The sequence below is a fragment of the Bacteroidia bacterium genome, from assembly GCA_041391665.1.
GTDB lineage: Bacteria > Bacteroidota > Bacteroidia > J057 > J057 > JAGQVA01.
Genome location: JAWKNO010000003.1, coordinates 1482533 through 1503426, shown reverse-complemented (window position 1 = coordinate 1503426; position 20894 = coordinate 1482533). Strand labels below are relative to the sequence as shown.

Annotated in this window: 15 protein-coding genes; 4 read left to right on the top strand and 11 right to left on the bottom strand. The window is 47.9% G+C overall.

Annotation, left to right across the window (positions count from 1 at the left end; genetic code table 11):
- Positions 1-16: 16 nt before the first annotated feature.
- From R3D00_28850 to R3D00_28835, 4 genes are all read right to left on the bottom strand, one after another.
- Entirely contained in the window at positions 17-1573 is a 1557-nt protein-coding gene (locus tag R3D00_28850) for an arylsulfatase (GenBank protein MEZ4777220.1), read from the bottom strand.
- Between the two features lie 105 nt (positions 1574-1678).
- Positions 1679-2569 carry a TIM barrel protein gene (locus tag R3D00_28845; GenBank protein MEZ4777219.1) on the bottom strand — a complete coding sequence of 297 codons (891 nt, stop codon included), beginning with the start codon at positions 2567-2569 and terminating at the stop codon, positions 1679-1681.
- A 15-nt stretch (positions 2570-2584) separates the two neighbouring features.
- Positions 2585-6448 carry a DUF4962 domain-containing protein gene (locus tag R3D00_28840; protein MEZ4777218.1) on the bottom strand — a complete coding sequence of 1288 codons (3864 nt, stop codon included), beginning with the start codon at positions 6446-6448 and terminating at the stop codon, positions 2585-2587.
- A gap of 4 nt (positions 6449-6452) precedes the next feature.
- Positions 6453-7850, bottom strand: a complete 1398-nt coding sequence (locus R3D00_28835) for a sulfatase (protein MEZ4777217.1) — start codon at positions 7848-7850, stop codon at positions 6453-6455.
- 216 nt (positions 7851-8066) lie between these two features.
- Between R3D00_28835 and R3D00_28830 the strand changes: the two genes are divergently transcribed.
- Positions 8067-8837, top strand: a complete 771-nt coding sequence (locus tag R3D00_28830) for a TerC family protein (protein MEZ4777216.1) — start codon at positions 8067-8069, stop codon at positions 8835-8837.
- Here the strand turns inward: R3D00_28830 and R3D00_28825 are convergent.
- From R3D00_28825 to R3D00_28795, 7 genes are all read right to left on the bottom strand, one after another.
- Entirely contained in the window at positions 8834-9991 is a 1158-nt protein-coding gene (locus R3D00_28825) for a hypothetical protein (protein MEZ4777215.1), read from the bottom strand. The two genes, R3D00_28830 and R3D00_28825, sit on opposite strands and share 4 nt — an antisense overlap.
- A gap of 107 nt (positions 9992-10098) precedes the next feature.
- A complete protein-coding gene (locus tag R3D00_28820; GenBank protein MEZ4777214.1) occupies positions 10099-11304 on the bottom strand; it encodes a glycosyltransferase family 1 protein in 1206 nt (401 codons plus the stop codon).
- Positions 11247-13325, bottom strand: a complete 2079-nt coding sequence (locus R3D00_28815) for a plastocyanin/azurin family copper-binding protein (protein ID MEZ4777213.1) — start codon at positions 13323-13325, stop codon at positions 11247-11249. Before R3D00_28815 ends, R3D00_28820 begins: the two co-directional genes overlap by 58 nt.
- A gap of 47 nt (positions 13326-13372) precedes the next feature.
- On the bottom strand, positions 13373-15208 hold the full coding sequence (locus R3D00_28810; protein MEZ4777212.1) for a DUF1080 domain-containing protein: 1836 nt from the start codon (positions 15206-15208) through the stop codon (positions 13373-13375).
- A gap of 109 nt (positions 15209-15317) precedes the next feature.
- Positions 15318-15722: an ArsI/CadI family heavy metal resistance metalloenzyme gene (locus tag R3D00_28805; GenBank protein ID MEZ4777211.1), complete on the bottom strand. Its 405-nt coding sequence runs from the start codon at positions 15720-15722 to the stop codon at positions 15318-15320.
- A 169-nt stretch (positions 15723-15891) separates the two neighbouring features.
- Complete coding sequence (locus tag R3D00_28800) at positions 15892-16527, bottom strand: protein-tyrosine-phosphatase (GenBank protein ID MEZ4777210.1); 636 nt, start codon at positions 16525-16527, stop codon at positions 15892-15894.
- A 32-nt stretch (positions 16528-16559) separates the two neighbouring features.
- Positions 16560-16895 carry a metalloregulator ArsR/SmtB family transcription factor gene (locus R3D00_28795; protein ID MEZ4777209.1) on the bottom strand — a complete coding sequence of 112 codons (336 nt, stop codon included), beginning with the start codon at positions 16893-16895 and terminating at the stop codon, positions 16560-16562.
- An 831-nt stretch (positions 16896-17726) separates the two neighbouring features.
- On the opposite strand from R3D00_28795, the gene R3D00_28790 reads away from it, so the two are divergent.
- Genes R3D00_28790 through R3D00_28780 form a run of 3 tightly spaced genes read left to right on the top strand, consistent with a single transcriptional unit; the run spans position 17727 to position 20880 of the window.
- A complete protein-coding gene (locus R3D00_28790) occupies positions 17727-18542 on the top strand; it encodes a 2,3,4,5-tetrahydropyridine-2,6-dicarboxylate N-succinyltransferase (GenBank protein ID MEZ4777208.1) in 816 nt (271 codons plus the stop codon).
- Positions 18543-18592: 50 nt separating this feature from the next.
- Positions 18593-19933 carry a Gfo/Idh/MocA family oxidoreductase gene (locus tag R3D00_28785; protein ID MEZ4777207.1) on the top strand — a complete coding sequence of 447 codons (1341 nt, stop codon included), beginning with the start codon at positions 18593-18595 and terminating at the stop codon, positions 19931-19933.
- 20 nt (positions 19934-19953) lie between these two features.
- Entirely contained in the window at positions 19954-20880 is a 927-nt protein-coding gene (locus R3D00_28780) for an RraA family protein (protein MEZ4777206.1), read from the top strand.
- Positions 20881-20894 lie beyond the last annotated feature (14 nt).

Below are 20894 nucleotides of genomic sequence, written 5' to 3'. Positions count from 1 at the left end.
ATCATTTTCTACTTCCTCAATCGCTATTTTTTACGCCTGTTCGCTCGGCCCATGCTGTCCATTTCCCGACTAATTCCTCCACCTTGTCGGGGTATTGATCTGCGAGATTGTGTGTTTCGGTCCGGTCGGTGGAAAGGTCGTAGAGTTCCCATTCTTTTACCAGTTTGTCCCATACGAGTTTCAAATCTCCCTGCTGCATGGCGCGGTTTCCGGTATATTCCCAATAGAGTTCGTCATGTCCTTCCCGTGTTTTGCCTTCGAGTACGGGCATCAGACTTTTGCCTTCTACAGGCAGAATTTCATGGTTGTGGTAGGTTGTGGGATAATTGACGGCTGCGATTTCTGCAAAAGTAGGGAGAATATCAATAATATGACCCGTTTCGCGGGTAATGGTATCAGCCGGAATATGCCCTGGCCACCAGGCGATAAAGGGCGTGGTAATTCCCCCTTCATGCATCCAGACTTTATAGCGGCGGAAAGGTGCATTTTGTGCCCAGCCCCAGGCCGGGCCAACCGCTACATAGTCGCTTCCGGGCCCGGGTGTGCGTTCTTCCGGATTGCGCCCCCCGGGTTCTTCGGCGCAGCCGCCATTGTCAGACAAAAACATAATCATCGTATTGCCGGCTTCGCCTGTCTCTTCCAGTGTTTGCAACAACCGACCGATATTCTGGTCCACCCGGTCTATCATGGCTGCATATACGGCCATTCGCAGATCTTCAAATTCCTGGTCTGCCGATTCCCAGTCATAGGCTTCTGAATCGGTACCTGAAAGGGGAAACGTAGTCGAATCGATCAACCCCATCGCCAACTGACGGGCATAGCGGTCTTTGCGGAGTTGTTCCCATCCCATCCGGTATTTTCCGACATATTTGGCAATATCTTCCGGCCATGCCTGAATGGGGTAATGGGGTGCATTGTAGGTGATATGAACAAAAAAGGGAGCTTCATTCTGACTATACCTTCGTATGGTCTCAATGGCATGATCGGTAAAGGCATCTGTTGTATAAAAATCGTCGGAAAACTCCGTGATCTGCTCCTCATTGTGGGCGAAATAGCGATACTTCGCGCCTTTATAATCAGGGTCCTGTGCAGCAGGGTTAAAAAAGTTACATGCGCCGTCGAGCAGCCCGTAATATTCGTCAAATCCCCGGTAATATGGGTGTTTGACCGAATCTCGTCCCAGATGCCATTTGCCGCTGAGTGAAGTCTGATATCCCGCCTCTTTCAGTAATTCTCCAAAGGTGATCATATTGGTGCGGAGCAACTCCTCGTCTTTCTGATCCCGGCGCGGATATAGTCCTGTGACAAGTGATGCACGGGTGGTGGTGCATTTGGCATTGTTGTAAAAACGGGTAAACCGCATCCCTTCGGCTGCCAGCCGGTTGAGATTGGGGGTATTCACTTCTCCGCCATAAGGCTGTATGTCTGACCAGCCCATATCGTCTACCATAATCAATATGATATTGGGTTTTGAAGGCGTTTTCGCAACCTGACCACTTTGCGTACAGGCGGTCAAAAAAGCTGTCAAAACAAAAATGACAGCCAGTTTCTGATTTTTTTTTTCGTAGTTCATTTGGACGAATGGATGATTTTTTCAAGTTCGGCTTTCATATCGGCGGCTACTTCCTGAACAGAAAATCCACCAGAGCCTGGTCAGGTGATGTACTTCCAGGTCCCTTTATTGTTTTTTCTGCGCATTGTGAACCAATTTTTTCCAGACTTTTCGCTGTTCGATCATGGCGGCGATTCTGTCGTCCGGAGAAGTACGGCATTCCAGCAATATCCATCCTTCGTAATCAATTCCCACAAAAAGATCCATGAGCTTCTGATAGGGATAGTCATTGAGGTTCATTTCCCGCACATGTACGGTATCGCCCAGCCGGTCTTTTACCAGATTAAAATTGTATTCCAGCCCCTGTCCGTTGAGGTCTTCGGGGTTACAATTCCAGCATACTTTTACATTGGGGTTATCGGCAACATCAAAGATGGCTTTCATCACAGGCAATTCCTGGGTTTCATTTCCATGTACTTCCACCCGTATAATCTGGCCCATATCACCGGCGTATTGCCCCACTTCGTTGAGCGACTTTCCGATTTGCTCTATGGTTTTTTCGTGAGAAACACCTGGAGGAAAGGCATTGGGTTTTACCTTTACTCCCGTACTGCCGATATCGTGGCTGAGTTTGATAAAGGCTTTGGTGCCTTCTATTTCGGCGCGGAGTCGTGCCTGATCTGTATAGTGGTAGGCCTGGTTTGTGCCGGGGCCCAGACATTTGATCGGGCTGTCTTCAAACATCCTGCGCACTTCTTCTCTTCTTTGGGCGGAAATGGAAGGTTCTACCCCATGTGCATGTTCTGTCCGGAGTTCTACTGCGCCAATCTTCGATTTGATACAATTGCCAATAAGGGTAGGCACATCCCAGTCCTGCCCCCAAAGGTAGGTTACGAGGCCTATTCGCATCAGACTGCCGGGTTTTGCCGTACCAGCCAGCGAAAATTGAGGTGCAGCCAACGCAAGGGAGGCCATCGTAGTAGATCTGAGGAAATTTCTTCGGGTAATGGTAGTCATAAGTATAGTCAGTAATTAGTTAATCGGAAATTCATCCACGGCTTCCTTTACAATCATTTTTCCATTTATAATCTCATATAAAACAGTACTCCCCGGAATCTGTGGGGTAATTGTTTTTCTTCCGGCCAGGATTGTTTTTTTTCCGAATGAGACAACTGCTGTCTCATCTGCTTTCCGGCATTCCAATGAAGGCATTTTCCCAGCATCCATTTCTGCTTCGATAGACCATTCGCCGATCTTCCACTTGCCTTCACCCTGCTTTACTGGCGAAAAAAAGGCTCTCTCATCATCCGTAGCCCTGACCTGAAAAATGGTAAGATAACGGGTAGCAGGGACTTTTTCTACAGGACGGGCGTAAATATGCCACTGATCTTTAAAATCGACGATATTCCCTTCTTCGTCGGTAATATTCCTGTAGTTTGATGGTTCGGGATCAAACTTTGTACTCAACTCCAGAGAAACCGGACCACTGCCAAAGATATTTACCTGCGCATGGGCAGTTGATGTTGTACAGGTCAGTTGTTGGATTTCTTTATCCATCTCTATTTCATCAGGACTGTGAAGCAACCATGTCCAGGCTGCGGCATGATCGGCATCCAGCTCATCATAAATTACGATGATATCGGGTCGCAACAATACCAAATGCCTGCGAAAACGGTTGAGTCCGGCCTTTTGCTTGATTTCTTTTTCATTGTCATAGGCCCTCGACGCATCGCCCAAACAATAAGTGATCTGTTCGCCGTGTACAAACCGGGGTATCCAGCCATAGGATTCTGCCGAACCCGTGGGTTGTCCTTTTCCATCAATCAATACGGTATTGTGCCCGATACTTGCCTTAAACCACTCTTCATAATGTGGCACACCCATGGAGGGGCGGTGGCCCGAGTTCCAGAACAGCTTCTGTCCGCCAAACTGAATATTCAACGAATTCTGATCTGCGTGTGCATGACTGGTTGAACCAAACGGACTGGCGCGCAGACTTACCATCAAATCTTTTGACGGATCTAAAAGGTTTGTATGAATATTGGCGGTTCCGGTAAGTGGAAATACTTTTGCCTGCGGAAGTTCAGGCGCAGGAATGTTTGACATAGATGCAGGAAGTTTCCACCTTAGTCTGTACCAACGAAACTCATCATCCTCTTCGATTTGCCTGCCCATCGCCGCGAGGTGCTGTTGTGCATACCAACCCGCCCGGGGATTGCCGGTAATCCGGCCAAGGGCATCCGCATACCCAACCATCGCCATCGACTGCCCAAACTGCCGCTCAGTGCCATTGCCAAAACCCTCACTGAATGATTTGGGTGGGAAGGAATAAATCAGCCAGTCGGGGTTATTTTGGTAAAATGCCGACCGAAGGAAATCCTGCCCGGTCAGACTTTGCAAAATGGCAGGTATTTCCAGCAGGGAAAGGGCATTAAGTTCCATGTAGTGGTTGCCATTCCACCAACCTCCGTCAGATGGGCCAAGCACGGGCGAACGAGCCTGCCAGACTTCATAGATAAAGGTCAGCCAGTCAGCCGCTTCAGGTATTTCTCCCACGGTAGCCAGGGCAGTTTTGAAGAGCCTTTCGAGCATATGTTGCCAGACGTGTGCTGAAAAAACTTTGCCTTCCAGCATGCTGATCCATTTCCCATAGAATCTATTCCCACGGGTTGTGATCGATGTTTTTAACAGGTTTTTCTGGGCATCGGTTAGCTGATCATAACACACATCAAACACCCATGCCATCGCCAGCATACAGTTGCTGTCTCCAAAATCGCTGATTGCAGAAACACCGGAAGCATCCCAGCCGGCGATTTCCATGGCCCATCGGATAGCGGCATCCGCATATTTTTGTTCTCCTGTAAGTAAATAAGCCTGACATAAAATTTCTGTCCCGTTCCGGGCATCTGAACCCAGTTTTTTGCTGGCATCTTTTTCAAGCTTTTCCTGTTCGGTTTTATCTGTACTGGTAACCGTTGCGATACCTTCTGACTCCCCGGGTGGATTTTTTGGGAGCAATGATCCGGCTTTTTCCAGAATGATGGTTGCATCCTTCGAGGTGCGGTTTCTATTCCGAAAACCCTGTATTTCGTCCTTATACAAAAAGGCACGGGGATGTAACGGAGAAATGTCAGCAATCAGGGCATCGGGATCGGGGGTGATAAATGGCAGGACATCGTCAGTAATAAAAAAAGACTGTGTCTCAGACCATTCATTCTCCCCGATCCGATATTGCCAGAACCATTTTCCCGTGGCCAGTTTTTCGTGCGGATTAAAAATAGCGAATGGTAAATCAATCGCTGTGCGGGTATTTTTTTCGGGAAAATTGCTGTCGGAAGACAAGCGGAAAGCATAAAGGTTCCGGCCTTTCTCCGGAACAGGGCAAAGCAAAACGGGCGGATTGACAGATGCGATATGACCATCCTGCGGATCGACCCATTCTCTGAACCGGGGGTGAATGACCCGCGTCTGCTGCTGGATAAAATAATTGTTGGCATCGAGGAAAGATGCACGAGACCAGAGCGCATTTTCCCGGGGCATAAAAGCCTGAAGTTCTGCTTTTAGTTTGTGGTAAGATTGATCTCCGGCGAGGTTGGTCCATTCGTTGGGGTCTGTGTGGTGGTCATACAATTCTTCCGAGCCATCTTCAAACCGGATATATCGATAGCGACTATCCCGAATGGCGAGATTATTCCGTCCATAAGCGGTAATAGCGGGAAATGGCCATTTAGCTTTAGGGTTTTTGAGCAGCGGTACCAGACTATGCCCTTCATTGTTGGGATTGGGCGGAAGGCTCAAAAGTTCCAGCAGGGTGGGATACATGTCCAGCAATTGTACCGGCTGACTGCTGGATTGGCTGGGAGGAATACCTGGCCCGGCAAATATCAGCGGTACATGGGTTGCCCTTTCCCAGAGAGAATGTTTGGCAAAACGATTTTTTTCCCCGGCATGATAGCCGTGATCAGACCAAAGGACTACGACGGTATTATTGGCATAGGGGCTGTTTTCCAGCGCATTCAACACTTCGCCTACATAGTGATCGGCAAAAGAAATACTGGCCAGATAAGCCTGAACCATATATTTCCACTGGTTATTTTCAATTGCCCATTCAGTAGTTGGCATGACAGGCATTTGTGCGATCCGACGGGAGATTTCGGGTAAATCGTCCTGATCATTCGGCAGATACGCAGGCGTCTCAATACGCTCAATCGGATACATATCCAGCCACTTTTGCGGCACATACCAGGGTACATGCGGGCGAAGAAATCCCACACCCAGAAAAAATGGCCGGTCATGTTGTTGATGGAGTCGATCGATCGCCCAGTTTGCAGATTGATAATCAGGCATAAGCGAGTCATGCTCGGGAAAGGCGCCCCAGTCGGTGTTAGTGCCCTGGTTTTGCCAGTGAAACCGCTCTTTGGGGTAGGGGCCAAATCCGCTCACTCTTCCACCAGACTCTTCGAATACCCCTTTGGGTGCGTGACCGTGGAAAAGTTTCCCTACACCCATGGTCTTGTAGCCAAGCGAAGCGAGGTACTCCGGCAAAAAGAGATTGCGGGAAAGCAAGGGATGCGCGCCCCGTATATCGGGGTCTTTAATTTGTCCGTAAACCCCGGTAGTGGTAGGCAATAGTCCGCTCATGATACTGACCCGGGACGGGCCGCAAATGGGAGCCTGGCAGTGTGCATTGGAAAAGTAAGTACCTGAAGCAGCGAGCCGGTCGAGATTGGGGGTGATTGCACGGGGAAAACCACCAGCGACGCCCGGCCAGTCGTTCAGGTCGTCGATCGCGATAAATAGAACATTGTATTTGCCTGCGACTTGTTTCCCAGCGGGTTTAAAACCCGAAAAACTGAGTAACAGACTCAGGCAGGACAGGAAAATCCAGTATTTCATTTTTTTACTTTTTTATAAGCACCTCGGAATCCACTTTCGAAAGATAGGCTATCAGGTTTTCATGGAGGCGGGCTACTTTTTCGGGATATTTTTGGGAAAGGTCAGTCAGTTCTCCCGGGTCGTTTTTCAGATCAAACAGCAACAACTCATTGGTTTTCCAGAGTTTGACCAGTTTGTCGTCGCCAATACGGATGGCCGATTGTTTTCGGCCTTCGCCAAACCTGTGAAAAACAAGCCCAAAATCTGTCCGGTGAATAGTTCCCTGATTCCCTTTTTCCAAAAGCGGGCGAATGCTTACCCCGTCGATATCTTCTGGCAACACAGGTGCGTAACCGGCAAGATCAGCCAGAGTCGGCAGAATATCCCAGCCGATGACAGGCTGGTCGCATTGTTGATTGGCCGGGATACCAGGCCCGGCGACCAGAAAAGGTACACGGATTCCCCCTTCGAAGACGGTCCATTTCCCGCCGCGAAGCGGAAAATTGCGCCCTGTTTGGGGATATTCGGAAGGGTGAACGAGATAGTCAGGGCCGGGCGGAACAAAAGGCACACCGCCATTGTCAGACATGAGGATGATATAGGTATTTTTGGAAATGCCGAGTGCTTCGACCTTGTCGAGTATTGCCCCGACACCTGTGTCGAGGTCTTCAAGCATACCGGCATAACCGGGGAGATAGTGAGCCTTTCCCGGAGGTTTATTTTCATATTTTGCCAGCGTTTCTTCGCGGGTTTGCATATCTACATGGGTGGCGTAGTGCGAGAGCTGGAGGTAAAAAGGGGTGCCGGAGCGAACCTGTCTTTCCATAAAATTGAGGCCACGAGCCGTGATGGATTCGATTTTTTTGGGGTCAGAACTGACAAAGACCTCTGTCCATTTTTCATCTTTCCCCTGAAAGATATTTCCGTTGCGGTTGCCGGTATTGCCGTCGCTTTCATCATACCCCAGGTCTTCGGGAAAAACTCCGGAGCGAAGGTCCCATTTGCCATAATGAGCTGTTTGATAAGAAGGATTTGCAGCCTTGAGCATGAGCGGAATGGTCAGTCGGGGAAAATTGACCGGGTTGTGGGTAGCGTTAAAGGCTTTCTCACCCTGCCGTGCAGGCGTTTGGCCAAACTGAATACTACGCCGGGTAGGCGAACAAAGCGGTGCAGGCGCATACCCATTGGAAAAACGCATCCCCATTTCCGCCAGCCTTTTCATTTGAGGGGTTTCAAAAAAATCACTGGCAGAACTGGCAATATTTCTATCCATCAGAAAAGAAGTACTGCTCCAGCCCTGATCGTCGGTCAGGATAAAAATGAAATTGGGGGGAGGAGTTGTTGCGGGCAGGATAGAACCATTGGTAAAGAATATGCCAGATAGTAAAATAAAAATCTGGATGAGGAAAGGTTGGAAAACCATAGCGCTGGGGGTTACAAATGAAGATGCCTTAAAAAGACAAACAAAGCCAGGATTAGCCTCTAATTAATATTCATACAGCATACACTTCCCATTTTGCTCATTATTTTGATTTTCCCCAAACAAAAGTTCGAATGAAGGACAAATTGTTTGCCCGGCAATATTTTTAGTCCACCAACTTCAGCGTAAATTTCCCGTCTTTCTTCTATATTTGCGCGCATGGAATTTCTATCAGTATTTACCACCACCGAAGGTCTTGTCAGTTTATTTACCCTGACCGCCATGGAGATTATCCTTGGTATAGACAATATCATTTTCATCTCTATTGTCGCAGGAAAACTGCCTGAGAGTCAGCAAGGGAGAGCCAGATTTTTAGGGCTTTCACTGGCGCTGGTTTTCCGGATTGCCTTGCTTTTATCCATCAGTTGGATTGTCCAGCTAAAAGATCCTATTGGTGTATTTGCCGGTCTTCCTCAGCCATTTGATCTGAGCTGGCGTGATTTTATTCTGGTAGTGGGCGGGCTTTTCCTGATGTACAAAACCATCACGGAAATGCACCATAAACTGGAAGGAAAAGACGATGATCAGAAAAATCCTGAAGCAAAATCCTTCAGTTCTGTGATTATTCAGATCAGCCTGCTGGATATAGTTTTTTCCTTTGATTCCATTCTTACAGCCGTAGGTCTTGCAGATCATGTGGAGATTATGATTGCCGCAGTTGTCATTTCACTGGGTATTATGTTGCTTTCGGCCAAATCCATCAGTGAATTTATCAACCGCAACCCTACTATGAAAATGCTGGCCCTATCCTTCCTCCTTTTGATCGGATTTATGCTTGTAGCAGAAGGATTTGACCAGCATGTGGACAAAGGTTATATCTATTTCGCGATGGCGTTTGCCTTTATCGTGGAGATTCTCAACAACCGCCTTCGCAAAAAGTCAGAAGGGGAACCTGTTGAACTCCGCGCCCGCATGCGGGAAGAAGATTAGTAGTTGCGGTAATATTCAGATACAAAACCTGTTACCTGATTAAAAATCGGTTTGGTAAACTCGATGAACAGATCTTGTGGCGGAGGATTGGGCGATTCCCGTTTCTTCCGGATGAAGTCTTTATCATCAGCAGCTAAAGCTCTTTCATCCCCGTTGTAAAATCCCCAACGGTCATACCAAATAAATGTGCCGGGAAATTTGCGCTGGGAAAGGATGGCATCTGTGCGTGCATCAATGATTCTGAAGTCTAGCAGCCCCCCGGAAGAAATTTCTTTCTGAAACTGATGCATCTCTGCTTTTACCGTTCCATACACTTTTGCCATTGAATCTTTGGCGATCTCAACTTCGCCCACCACTACGCTATCCCTGACACGCTGCAAAACGGTTTCTTTTACATACGCCTGTCCAACGACAAAGTCGTCAAAAATCATCACGATAACCTGATCTGGTTCGCGTTTGCGCATTTCTGCCTCGCGGGCAGAGAAGAAGCGAACAAAAGGGCTCAGTGGGGCACTGCGGATATATTCGGTCAGTTGATTTTCGAAAAACTCATTGCTGAGTGCGAGGGAGCGGGAATGCATGGGAATGGGCTGGATCTGAATATAAAGCGTAGCGAGATCCTGTGCTTCCAGCATTTTTTGTTCCGCATCGCGGTAGCCGGGTTTAAATTTCATCGCCTGCTGGAAATGCGAATATGCCTGTTTGGCAGCTTCCCGATCGCCGTTTTTGCCAGCTTCAATTCCTTTGATTCCAAGCGCATAGCGAACTTCTGCCGCTTTGAATTTGGCATCATTCAGATCGGTCTGCACATTGACCGGGCGGGAAATCGTACTACGGGCCGCAGGGATACGCTGAATTTCACCATAAGCGCGGTCGAGAATAGCGTAATAATCCACCACCTCTTCCCATCTAAGCGGATCACCACTGGTTTTCTGAGAATTTATCCTGTCCTGATAAAAATCCACCATATCAGGGTATGCCTGAGCAAGTGTCTGGCGAGCCTTTTTATTGTTGGGCGCTTTGCTGAGTTTATCGATTGAGTTAAATACAGCTTTTTCATAATCGCCCCTCACGTAAGCCTTTTTGGTAGCCTTACATGCTCCGAGAAGAAGCAGTACGATGGCCACTGATAATATAGGTAGTGTGTATCTCATAATGTATAGGTCTGAAAGGTAATAATTGCAAAATAGGTACAATAATTATTCACGGAAATTACGGACAGTAGTTTCATTAAAAATATACAAACTTAACAGTCGTGTATTCATTCAGAGTAGCCGTGTAAATATTTGGAAAGAACCTTCCAAACGATATCGGAGGATTTTTCCCATGAAAACTTTTCTGTCTGTATCAGACCCTTTGCGATCAGGTCATTTCGCACCGTTTCATTAAATGCCAGCAGGGTCATGGCATCTGAAATCGCTTCGGCAGAATCAGGCGGAACTTTCAACGCAGCGTCACCCGCAATTTCGGGTAAGGCGGTACGGTTGCTGCAAATGACCGGCGTACCGGCATGCATAGCTTCCACTACCGGAATACCAAATCCCTCCAACCAGGATACCAGGCAAAGACCTTCAGAAGCCGCATAGACAGGGCCGAGTTCTTCATCAGGAACAAAACCCGTAAATATCACATCGTCGCGGTATTCCATTGTTTCATATACCTTCGCCGCCTCGTGATAATTCCATCCTCTTTTACCTACGATCAACAGCTTCATCGGGTGGCCGGTTCGGATTTTAAACAAATCAAAACCCTGCAAGAGGTTTTCAATATTTTTCCGCGGTTGAATGGTGCCCACAAAGTGAAAATAGGGTACCCCTTCCGAATACTTTTTCCGGGTTTCAATCTTCTCGGCTTCGGGAATCGGCACAAACCGGGCATGTGCTGCGTTGTAGGCAATTGTAATTTTTTCCCTGTCTATCCCATACCGAATGGCTATATCTTCCCGGCAAAAATCAGAAACCGTCAGTACATGGGCGGCTCTCCGGGCATAGCGGGGAGTATATTTGAGTAAGTACCGGGACGCCCACCCGCTGACTTCGTCAGGGTTATGCTCAAACCCTATGTCGTGAATCACCGGCACCTGCGGAATCCGCTTGTGGTTGGTGAGATACAATTCCGGAGAAAAAAATACATCTGGCTTCAGCCGGGTGAGCAACTGGGGTACCATGACATGAAACCAAACATGCCACAATAAAGGATGGCGGGCGGGTGGAGGAACTACAATAGGTTTTACATTATCACCAACAATATAACCCGGATCAAATGGGCGATCAAAGATAAATGAAAACCGGACCTCCGGATGCGCGGCAACCATTCGTTTTAATATTTCAAACCCAAAGCGACTGATTCCCTCCAGTTTTCGGGGAAGGAGCAACCGTGTGTTGACCGCGATATGTGGTTTTTGATCTTTCACTGTGTAACCCGTAACACTCCGCGCATAAGTTGTGCATGCCCCGGAACGGTACATACATACATATAATCTCCGGGTTTTTCTGGTGCATAAAAATAAATGCTTTCTGTTGACCCGGGCTGCATCAATTGTGTGTGGAACAATATCTTCGAGCTTACGGGTATGTAGCCCATGTTGATGCCTTTCAACCCCAGTTGAATGGCCAGATCGCCCACAGCATCCACTTCTCCCGGTTTGACAATGACGCAATTGTGGGGCATGTCATCATTGTTGTTGAAGGTCCATTTTATCTTCGAACCCGCTTTCACCGTAATCAGTGTCCGGTCAAATTTCAAACCCGGATTTGTCCCCAACTGTACCGTTTGCTCCGGGCCTTTGGCCCAGTTGGCAGGCATTTTTAGTTGCCGTTTGGCGAGAGTTGCCGGTGTCGCAGCCGCAGTGTTAGGGGCATCAGCGGCAGGCGCAGCCGGCATATGGTTTTCTGCCGAATGATTCATCACAGGAGCGGCTGGTTTTTTCCTTTTGGGAATATTCAGTGCCTGCCCTTCGGGGAGGTTGTTTAGCGTATAGTATGCCGTGGGATGCAGCAGGCTATTTTGATCGTAATAAGATTTTACGCCGGTGAGGGTAATTTCGTGAATATAGTTTTCCCGCAGATTGTCAACGACAATCCGGGCTTTTAAGCCATCGCGTGAAACCTGTACCGCTTCGACAAAACAATCTTTGTCATTTACCACAGGGCTGCCATAGACAGGGTGATATTTGTAAATAAAGCCCGTAACCTTATAGTTGTCGGGATTGGATGCGGTGGTTTTATCAACGGGTTGGGTAAACTCAATCTCAAAGCCGTCGGGCATTGCGCGAACGGCCTTCATTTCGAATGGCATTTTGCCATTCCAGACCAGTCTTTGCAACCCGAAGGGTTTGGGCCCTGTCGATCCCCATCCGCGGTTGGTTTCCCCGACAAACATAGAACCTTCTTTTCCCCAGGTCATTCGCAGTACACCCGATTGAAATCCTTCCCTAAAGGCAAATGCTGCGCCCTGATATTCGCCGTTTACTTTTTCCAGAAATACTCTTACGATTTTACTTTGCCCTTCGTCCCCAATAAATACCTGGCCGTCAAACGGGCCAAAAGCACCACCGGTCTCATCGACAATCATCTGCGAAGTAGAAATCCCAAGCACACTGTGTGGCAGCCATACCGCAGGCGTTTTTATGGCTGGCAGTTTTTCCTCCGCTTCAAACAACGGAATGATCACACTGGAAGAATCGTCCTCGGGCTTGATCGCTTGTCCGGGAGGTGAAAACCGAGGGTCAATCACGGCGTATAGTTCTTCGGTTTTGAGTTTTACCGGGGACTCGGGAAGCTGGGACCAGCGCAGACCCGCAGGGTGGCCGGTAAAATCGCCCTTTTCAATATGTGTCAATCCTCCTGAACCCATCCAGTCTCCCTGATTGTCAGCGTAAAACAGATCCCCATTGATCAGTGCCAGTCCGCAAGGTGATCGCATTCCGGTCGCCCAGGGCTCCATTTTACCGTCGGGGGAGATCCGCATGATCCATCCGCGCCAGGGAACCCGGCTTTCGCCTCTCCACCATTCCTGATCGCCAAAAGCGACATTCCCCGACACAAACATATGCCCGTCGTCGGTGATAACCGGGCCATAAGAGTATTCGTGATAATGTCCTGATACCGGCCATGCATAGACCGATTCGTAAAAATCTGCAACCTGATCGCCATTCTTATCCCACAAACGGGTAAGTTCTCCTCGCTGGGAAAGATAAAAAGTACCATCCTGGAAAGCCAGTCCAAGCGCTTCATGCAGACCAGAGGCAAATTTCCGGAAATACGGACGGGTCTGGTTTTCCATATAAGGATTTTCGACAATCCAGACTTCCCCGTGACGGGTACTTGCGGCAATATTGCCATTGGGCAGAGTCGTAAGTCCGCCTACTTCCAGCACAATATCCTCCGGAATGGGCAGTGTGATAATCGGGTAATAATCATCTTCTGTCTGCGAATAAGCCAGAAAAGAAGAAAAAACCAGAAAGAGAGATATAATGAGGTTTTTCATGAGCCAGTCTGTTTCAGTTTGAACTTTCTAATATTGATTTACCCTTATTACCAGATTACCGAATATTGAATGACCGCACTTTTTCCATTGGCTGAAAAGGGTACAATCAGTTCCTGCATGTCGCCTGCGTAACGCACCATTGGCTTCAGTTGTTTATCTTCTATCCGAATATAAAAAACCTTGTCAATTGCATACAAACCTTCTCCCAGGTTTTCAATTTTACTTCCTCCGGCCAGTTTGAAATTCAGCGCGGTAGTCAGCCCTGATCCCACCGTTACCTCGCGTGTGAGATATTTTCCCTCATCGGCAGAGCTGATATTGTCTGTAATGGCAGCGTTTCCAAGGGTATAGGAGAATACAGGATTTCCATCTGCTCCGATGGCATAACCGCCAAATTTGTAAGGCAGGGCATTTGAAAAATCAGCGGGCCATGGCGCATTATCCTGCACCAACATGGCGATATTTACCTCATCTCCCAATGGCAGCACCGATCCCTTCGGTCTTGAACTTCCGTCTCCCCGGTCATTCCACATAGGTGTGGCGTCGAGAAATCCGCCTTTCCAGACCTGGATCAATGCGCCTTTGTCTGCGTCAAATGTAAAGGCGGGTCCGTCGGGATACCCTACAGAAACTGCATGCACAATGCGGCGGGAGGGTTTTCCATCGTTACCGGAATAATCGATAAAACAACGGGTAATCTCCGGATGATTTCCCGGGGTGATGGTGATCGGGTTGACCGGGCTGGAGATTGGCATAGAGCCCAATGCATGTAGGGGCTGAAACCGAACGCCCGGGCCGGAAATAAACAATCCTAGCCCACTGGCATACCAGGGATCCTGTTTGTGATATAAGATTTCGACAGGAATATCACCGGCAGGCAGATCGATAGAAGCATTTCGGTTGTGCCAGCCATAGGGAAGAATGGTATTTCCATTCACGCTTAGCTTGCCCATATACTGCGCCATGAGGGAAAAATTATATTTCCCCGCTTTACTTACAGGCAGGATACCGTTGATTTTCAGTACAAATTTTTCATTTTCGGCAACTACCTGCTGCGTGAGTTTGTCCATTTTTCCGGAATAAGCAGGTTTGAGCGTTTCGAGCTTCGGTTCGGAATTGGGCAAATTGGTATAAACCGCATAGGTCAGGTTTTTCAGGTTCAGCGAGCCCGGTTCATATAAAGTATAGCGAAAATTTCGGAAAGCTACAGGGCCGTGGTCTCCCTGAATCATAAATGGCGCTTTGGCAGCTTCTCCCGGAAAAGCCTGTCCGGCTGTGGGGCCGGTAAGTTCGAGGTTTTCGTGAATCGTCACCCCGTTGAGGTCTATGCGTATAATGCGCGCATTTTGTGTTTTATTTCCGGCGGCATCAAAGCGGGGAGCCTGAAATTCAATATGTATCTGCTGCCATAAGCCAGGTGCGCGGGCGACATTGATTCTGGGCGCATACCCTTCTACCCCTTTACCATCTACAGCGCGTTGATAAATACCGCCGACATCTCCATAACCGGGTACTTTTACCCCCCAACTGTCGAGCAACTGCACTTCGTACCGCCCCTGAAGGTATATACCCGAATTGGAGTGTTTGGCCATCATAAACTCCACATCCAGATCTATATCACCATGTTCAAGGACAGAGAATATATTGGATTTGTTTTTTTCTTCGGGAAGGTTTACCAGAATGCCCGAACCGGGTGAGATTTTCAGGGCTTCATTTTTTTTCAAATCTGCATTTACCTCGCCTGCAACCTGCCAGTTGGAGGCAGAAGCTTTAAAATTGGAGAGGTCATTCAGCGGAATATCCCCCTGGAAAGGAATATTCTGAGCTTGTGGGGAAAGCGGGAAGATGATTCCGGCCACAAGTAGTAGTAACAGCATTCGCATAACAGGTAGTTTTTAGTCAGAAGGGGAAAATTAAGGCGATAAATTCAAATTATTCGTCCTTAATGTAAAAAATCGCAGATAATTTCCCCCTTTTCTCTCTATTCACCTGTCAGCTACAGCATATTTTCCCTGCTTCGGGTTTATAAAAAGTTTCGCTTTCACCGTAGGTATAAAACATTTCCCACTCCACACCTTCGGGATCTTTGACCCAGCCTTTGGTGGATTGAGCATAACAACAGACGGTTTCGCCCTCTTCCCGCAATTCTCCTTCAGCTTTATCTACCCGCTGGTACAGTTCTTTGAGTTCGTCCACGGACTCTGCCTGAATGCCAAGATGTTCGATACCCGTACTGGCTGGTGCAAGGGTAATGGCAAAATTGATCCGCGGATCTTCGAGCATCCATTTGGCGTAATCAGGTTTTTGTACTGTGGGCGCGGAGTGAAACAGCGCCGAATAAAAGGAAATGGATTTTTCCAGATCGGCTACTTTGAGGTTTACATGAAATCTTTTCATTAATGGTTAATGGTTAATGGTTAATGGTTAATTGGTTATTGATAGTTCCATCTTGGGGCGATGGATACACTAAACAACCCAGGCCGTCAGGTATTTCTCAAAAAAACCTATGGATTTGGGACTTTTCTCCTGCGTGTTGATTTGGGATTGAGAGGACATATAAAAGTAGTTACATGAGTTGTTGGAATACAAAGTCGAGTTCTGCGGCGATCTGCCGGCTTCTTTGGGCATAAGTTTCAGCCTGAGCGGGCGTTCCATCAGATTTTTTGGGATCATCGAAGGGAAGGGAAATGCGAATTTCGGCACCAAATACTGCCGGGCAGGCCTCATCCGCTTCGCTGCAGGTCATGATGGCACAAAACCTACTCTGAGGATTGGCAGGGTCGGAATACACTTTTGACCAGACGGTCAGCGGAGGAATATTTTCTCCATAAGCTACCTCATACTGGGGATTGGGCGAATCGGATATTGCGCTGATCTCAAAGCCTGTCTTCCTGAGGGCAGTGATGGCATTGGGGTTGAATGCGGTAGCCTCGGTACCGCCCGAATAGGTTTTTACGCCTGACACACCGTAATAATCAGCCAGCACCTGGGCCCATATCTGCCCGAAATGGCTGCGGCGCGAGTTGTGTGTACAGATAAATATCAGTGCGGCTTGTTCACCCTGAGCTTTTTTTCTTCGAATGAAATCCGATATTTCTGTGAGGCGGTTTTTTCGGTCTGTTTCCAGCCTTTCGTCTGATTTTTTCAGATCAGAGACAAATTGGCTGACCTTGGGGAGAAAATTTGCTGGCGAGTTTTCCATTGTAAAAATACGATAGTATGGGTTAAATTTTTTTAACAGCAGTTCATATTTGCGGTTTCATCAAATTCGGCCATAAAGTTGCCCAGCAGAGTTTTTGCCTGTTTCCAGCCTTCGGAGTTGATACAATAGCAACTGCGGTTGGGTGCAATTTCGCCCTGGATGAGTCCGGCATCTTTCAACACCTTGAGGTGTTGGGAAATCGTGGCCTGAGCCAGCGGTACCCGATCGACAATGTCGCCACAAATGCAGCTTTTTTCAGCGATCAAAACCTGCAAAATCGCGATCCGTGCCGGATGCCCCAAGGCTTTGGCGAGCGTTGCTATACGGTTTTGCAACTGGTCGAATGGTTCCGTTTTTGTTGTTGCCATAATTAAGTATCGTAAAAATACGATAATACTTTTAAAATAAAAAAAAATCCTTCCACAACACAGGCATTCACCCGGAAGCAGAAGGACTTTCCAAAGAACTATTAATATTTAGGCTGAAACGTTTAACATGTAACATTACCCCGGCTTCCTGCCTGTCAATAGCAGAACAGCGTTGATAAATGTTGAGTGGATTTTCAGGAAAACATGCCTCATTTGATGACACTATTTACCCGATTCCGGAAGAATCAACGATCATGCGGGGTTAGAGGAAAAATCACAAACGATACTGTTCGTGGAGAATGTAAATCGGAAGGTGGGAGTTCCGATTTAAGATAAGCTCTGTGAAAAACGCGAACTTGCGGAGAGCAGCTGCAGAAGAGTTGAGAAAAGGATTATTTCCAGATTGCGGGTCGCCAGCCAAATATTTTTGCTCTGCGGAGATCTCTGTGGTTTCTATTCCTAAAGAAAACACGACGCGCAATGGATGCCCATTACTTATGTGGAGTTGAGGAGAATAATTTCTGCAAGAATCAATTCCGCTTGCCCCTAAACCCAGAAGAACCAAACAAATCTGAAACATTATCAGATTTGTCAGGATGCCGCTCCAGAGTTCGTGCCTTACAATGAATTTATTCAAGAGGTTAAACAGTTGTCAAGTTTTCCAGAAACCGGGACTAATGTAAAGGGTTGAAATGAAAAAGCAAATTCTTTATGCGAATTATTACAAAGGATTATAAAAACTCCTTTCTCTGCCCCGGATTTACCATTTTATGCTAGGATTCTGTAATCCTTTCCAATCCTTTATTAAATTAACCGTCCAAACCGATTTTTATGAAAGAATTACAAAAAATAATTGAAGCAGCCTGGGAAGATCGTTCCCTCTTACATACACCGGAAACACAATCTGCCATTGCCAGTGTCGTCGAATTGCTGGACAAGGGACAACTTCGTTGTGCAGAACCCGGCGCTGACGGCTGGCAGGTCAACGATTGGGTAAAAAAAGCCGTGATTTTATACTTTCCTATTCGCCAGATGGAGGTAATAGAAGTACCACCTTTCGAATACCATGACAAGATGGCCCTGAAAAAAGACTATAAGTCCCAGGGCGTGCGGGTGGTACCTCCGGCTACGGCGCGATATGGTTCATTTATAGCTTCCGGCGTGATTTTGATGCCCTCATACGTCAATATCGGTGCATTTGTGGACAGCGGCACGATGGTGGATACGTGGGCGACGGTAGGATCCTGTGCCCAGATCGGGAAAAACGTACACCTGAGCGGAGGCGTAGGCATTGGCGGAGTATTGGAGCCAGTGCAGGCTGCGCCCGTCATCATCGAAGATGATGCATTTATTGGGAGCAGGTGTATTGTAGTAGAAGGAGTACGGGTAGGGAGAGAAGCGGTGTTGGGTGCCAATGTAGTACTCACAGCGTCCTCACGTATCGTTGACGTTTCGGGGCCAGAACCCGTAGAATACAAAGGCTATATTCCCGAAAGATCTGTGGTGATCCCCGGATCAATTCCCAAAGATTTCCCGGCAGGTACCTATCAGGTTTCCTGCGCTTTGATTATCGGCAAGCGCAAACCCGCTACAGACAAGAAAGTATCCCTCAATGATGCACTGAGAGAGTATGGCATCAGCGTCTGACCAACAATTAACAATTAACAATTAACCATTGACCATTAACAATTGCTACTATGACTAACCGCAGAACTTTCCTCAAAAATTCGGCCCTGGCTACGGCAGGGCTGGCACTTACAGCCCGAAGTTATGGGCGTATTCTGGGTGCCAATGACCGTGTCCAGGTGGGTGTTGTAGGTTTTTCCAACCGGGTACGAGGCTCACTCATCCCGGCTTTCCTCAAGCACAACAAGGAGCTAAACTTTGAATTTGTGGCTGTTTCTGACCTGTGGAATCGCCGCAGAGATGAAGGAGAAGCCTTCCTTTCCGAAAAGACCGGAAATAAAATCAAGACCTACCGAAACAACGAAGAACTCTACGAGAAAGAAAAACATCTCGATGCGGTTTTGATCAGTACCGCCGATTTTCAGCATGCGCTGCATCTTGTGGAGGCCGTACGAGCAGGTTGTGATGTTTACTGCGAAAAGCCCATGGCTGAGACTATGCAGGATGCCCGTGCGGCATTAAATGCAGTAAAAGAAACCGGGAAAATTGTACAAATCGGTTCTCAGCGCCGCAGTGGCCGCAATTATTGGGCAGCATACGACTACATCAAAAGTGGAAAGTTTGGCGATATCACCATGGTAGAAATGACCTGGAATGTCAATCAGCCGGGCCGCTGGCGTCTGCCAGATCTCACCAGTTCGATCAGGAAAGAAGATACAGATTGGGATCGGTATCAGATGAACCGTCCCAAAGCCGAGTGGGATCCACGCAAATACTGCGAATTCCGCTTATTTTGGCCCTACTCCTCGGGGATTCCCGGGCAGTGGATGTCGCACCAGATCGACACGGTGCATTGGTTTAGCGGATACAATCATCCCCGCAGCGTAGCCGCCAACGGCGGCATCTACATGTGGCGCGATGGTCGCAGCAATTTTGACACCATGACAGCGGTGTTTGATTACGGTCCGCTTGACGATATGAGCAAAGGTTTTCAGGTTGTCTATTCTTCCCGCATGCACAACAGTGCGGGTGGGACCAAAGAGATTTATTACTCCAATGGCGGAGAGCTTAACCTCGACACCAACGAAGTAACGCCCAATGGCGGGCTATCGGAGCGATATGCAAAAGCAATGGGTATGAAGGCCAATATGCTGGAAAAATTTTCACTCTCCGAAGCAGCGAAAGCAGAAACTGGTGCCGACACAGGTGTTGATGATATGACCTCTATGCATATGCGCAACTGGATGGAATGTGTGCGCAGCCGAAAAACGCCCAATGCCCCAGTCGAGGCCGGGTTTAACCATTCGACAGCCAATATTATGACTACCGCCGCATTACGAACCGGAAAACGCGTTACGTTTGACGAAAAAACCCAGGAAGTAATGGCCGGGGACCAAATCTTTATTTACTAAACCTCTATTTTCTAAACGCTATGAATACAAAAACTGCACTACTCTTTTTCGCCATCCTGTGGATGGCTATGGGAAGTTTCAAAGCCCAAACCCTTACGAAAGAACAAATCATCTATTATACCCAGGAATGGACAGGTGAGCGGTTCCCCGACGGAAGACCCAAAGTATCAGACGATATTTTGAAGAGGATGAAGGCTGTTTCACTGGAAGAGGCATGGGGGATTCTTCGCAACAAAGGGTATAACAACCAGTTTGAAGGCGGCTGGCAGATGGTACACAATGACGTACCCGTTGTAGGGCGCGCACTTACCGCTGTGTATATGCCCAAACGCCCCGAGTTTGAAAAACGCATGATTGACAAAGGCCATGCAGAAGGGCGGATTGGCGCGGCAAATTCGTGGCCGATTGATATGCTGAGTAAGGGAGATGTATATGTTGCCGATGGATTCGGTAAAATCATTGATGGAACATTGATCGGCGACAATCTGGGCAACTCGATCTATGCAAAATCGGGCAACGGCGTCGTATTTGATGCCGGTGTACGCGATCTTGCCGGGTTGTCACAAATTGAAGGATTTAATGCATTTGTGCGCGGGTTTGATCCATCTTACTTACAGGAATCGATGTTGATGGGGATTAATACCCCTATTCGCATAGGACGTGTAACGGTATTTCCCGGGGATGTGGTGCTGGCAAAACGCGAAGGAGTAGTATTCATCCCCGCCCATTTGGCGGAGGAGGTGTTGATCACCGCCGAATTTATTGCCTTACGGGATGCATTTGGCATTGAAGGTCTGAAGGCCGGCAAATACACCCCCGGTCAGATTGACGGGAAATGGAGTGAAGCCATCAAGTCAGATTTCCTCAAGTGGCTGGACAAAAATCCAGACAGGATCCCGATGAGCCGCAAGGAGCTCGACGAGTACATGAAAAACCGGACGTGGTGATGTCCATAAGGTAG

Bases quoted from the DNA above. Each gene is read 5' to 3' on its own strand.
- R3D00_28850 (MEZ4777220.1), bottom strand. From the start codon at position 1,573: ATGAACTACGAAAAAAAAAATCAGAAACTGGCTGTCATTTTTGTTTTG.
- R3D00_28845 (MEZ4777219.1), bottom strand. From the start codon at position 2,569: ATGACTACCATTACCCGAAGAAATTTCCTCAGATCTACTACGATGGCC.
- R3D00_28840 (MEZ4777218.1), bottom strand. From the start codon at position 6,448: ATGAAATACTGGATTTTCCTGTCCTGCCTGAGTCTGTTACTCAGTTTT.
- R3D00_28835 (MEZ4777217.1), bottom strand. From the start codon at position 7,850: ATGGTTTTCCAACCTTTCCTCATCCAGATTTTTATTTTACTATCTGGC.
- R3D00_28830 (MEZ4777216.1), top strand. From the start codon at position 8,067: ATGGAATTTCTATCAGTATTTACCACCACCGAAGGTCTTGTCAGTTTA.
- R3D00_28825 (MEZ4777215.1), bottom strand. From the start codon at position 9,991: ATGAGATACACACTACCTATATTATCAGTGGCCATCGTACTGCTTCTT.
- R3D00_28820 (MEZ4777214.1), bottom strand. From the start codon at position 11,304: ATGTACCGTTCCGGGGCATGCACAACTTATGCGCGGAGTGTTACGGGT.
- R3D00_28815 (MEZ4777213.1), bottom strand. From the start codon at position 13,325: ATGAAAAACCTCATTATATCTCTCTTTCTGGTTTTTTCTTCTTTTCTG.
- R3D00_28810 (MEZ4777212.1), bottom strand. From the start codon at position 15,208: ATGCGAATGCTGTTACTACTACTTGTGGCCGGAATCATCTTCCCGCTT.
- R3D00_28805 (MEZ4777211.1), bottom strand. From the start codon at position 15,722: ATGAAAAGATTTCATGTAAACCTCAAAGTAGCCGATCTGGAAAAATCC.
- R3D00_28800 (MEZ4777210.1), bottom strand. From the start codon at position 16,527: ATGGAAAACTCGCCAGCAAATTTTCTCCCCAAGGTCAGCCAATTTGTC.
- R3D00_28795 (MEZ4777209.1), bottom strand. From the start codon at position 16,895: ATGGCAACAACAAAAACGGAACCATTCGACCAGTTGCAAAACCGTATA.
- R3D00_28790 (MEZ4777208.1), top strand. From the start codon at position 17,727: ATGAAAGAATTACAAAAAATAATTGAAGCAGCCTGGGAAGATCGTTCC.
- R3D00_28785 (MEZ4777207.1), top strand. From the start codon at position 18,593: ATGACTAACCGCAGAACTTTCCTCAAAAATTCGGCCCTGGCTACGGCA.
- R3D00_28780 (MEZ4777206.1), top strand. From the start codon at position 19,954: ATGAATACAAAAACTGCACTACTCTTTTTCGCCATCCTGTGGATGGCT.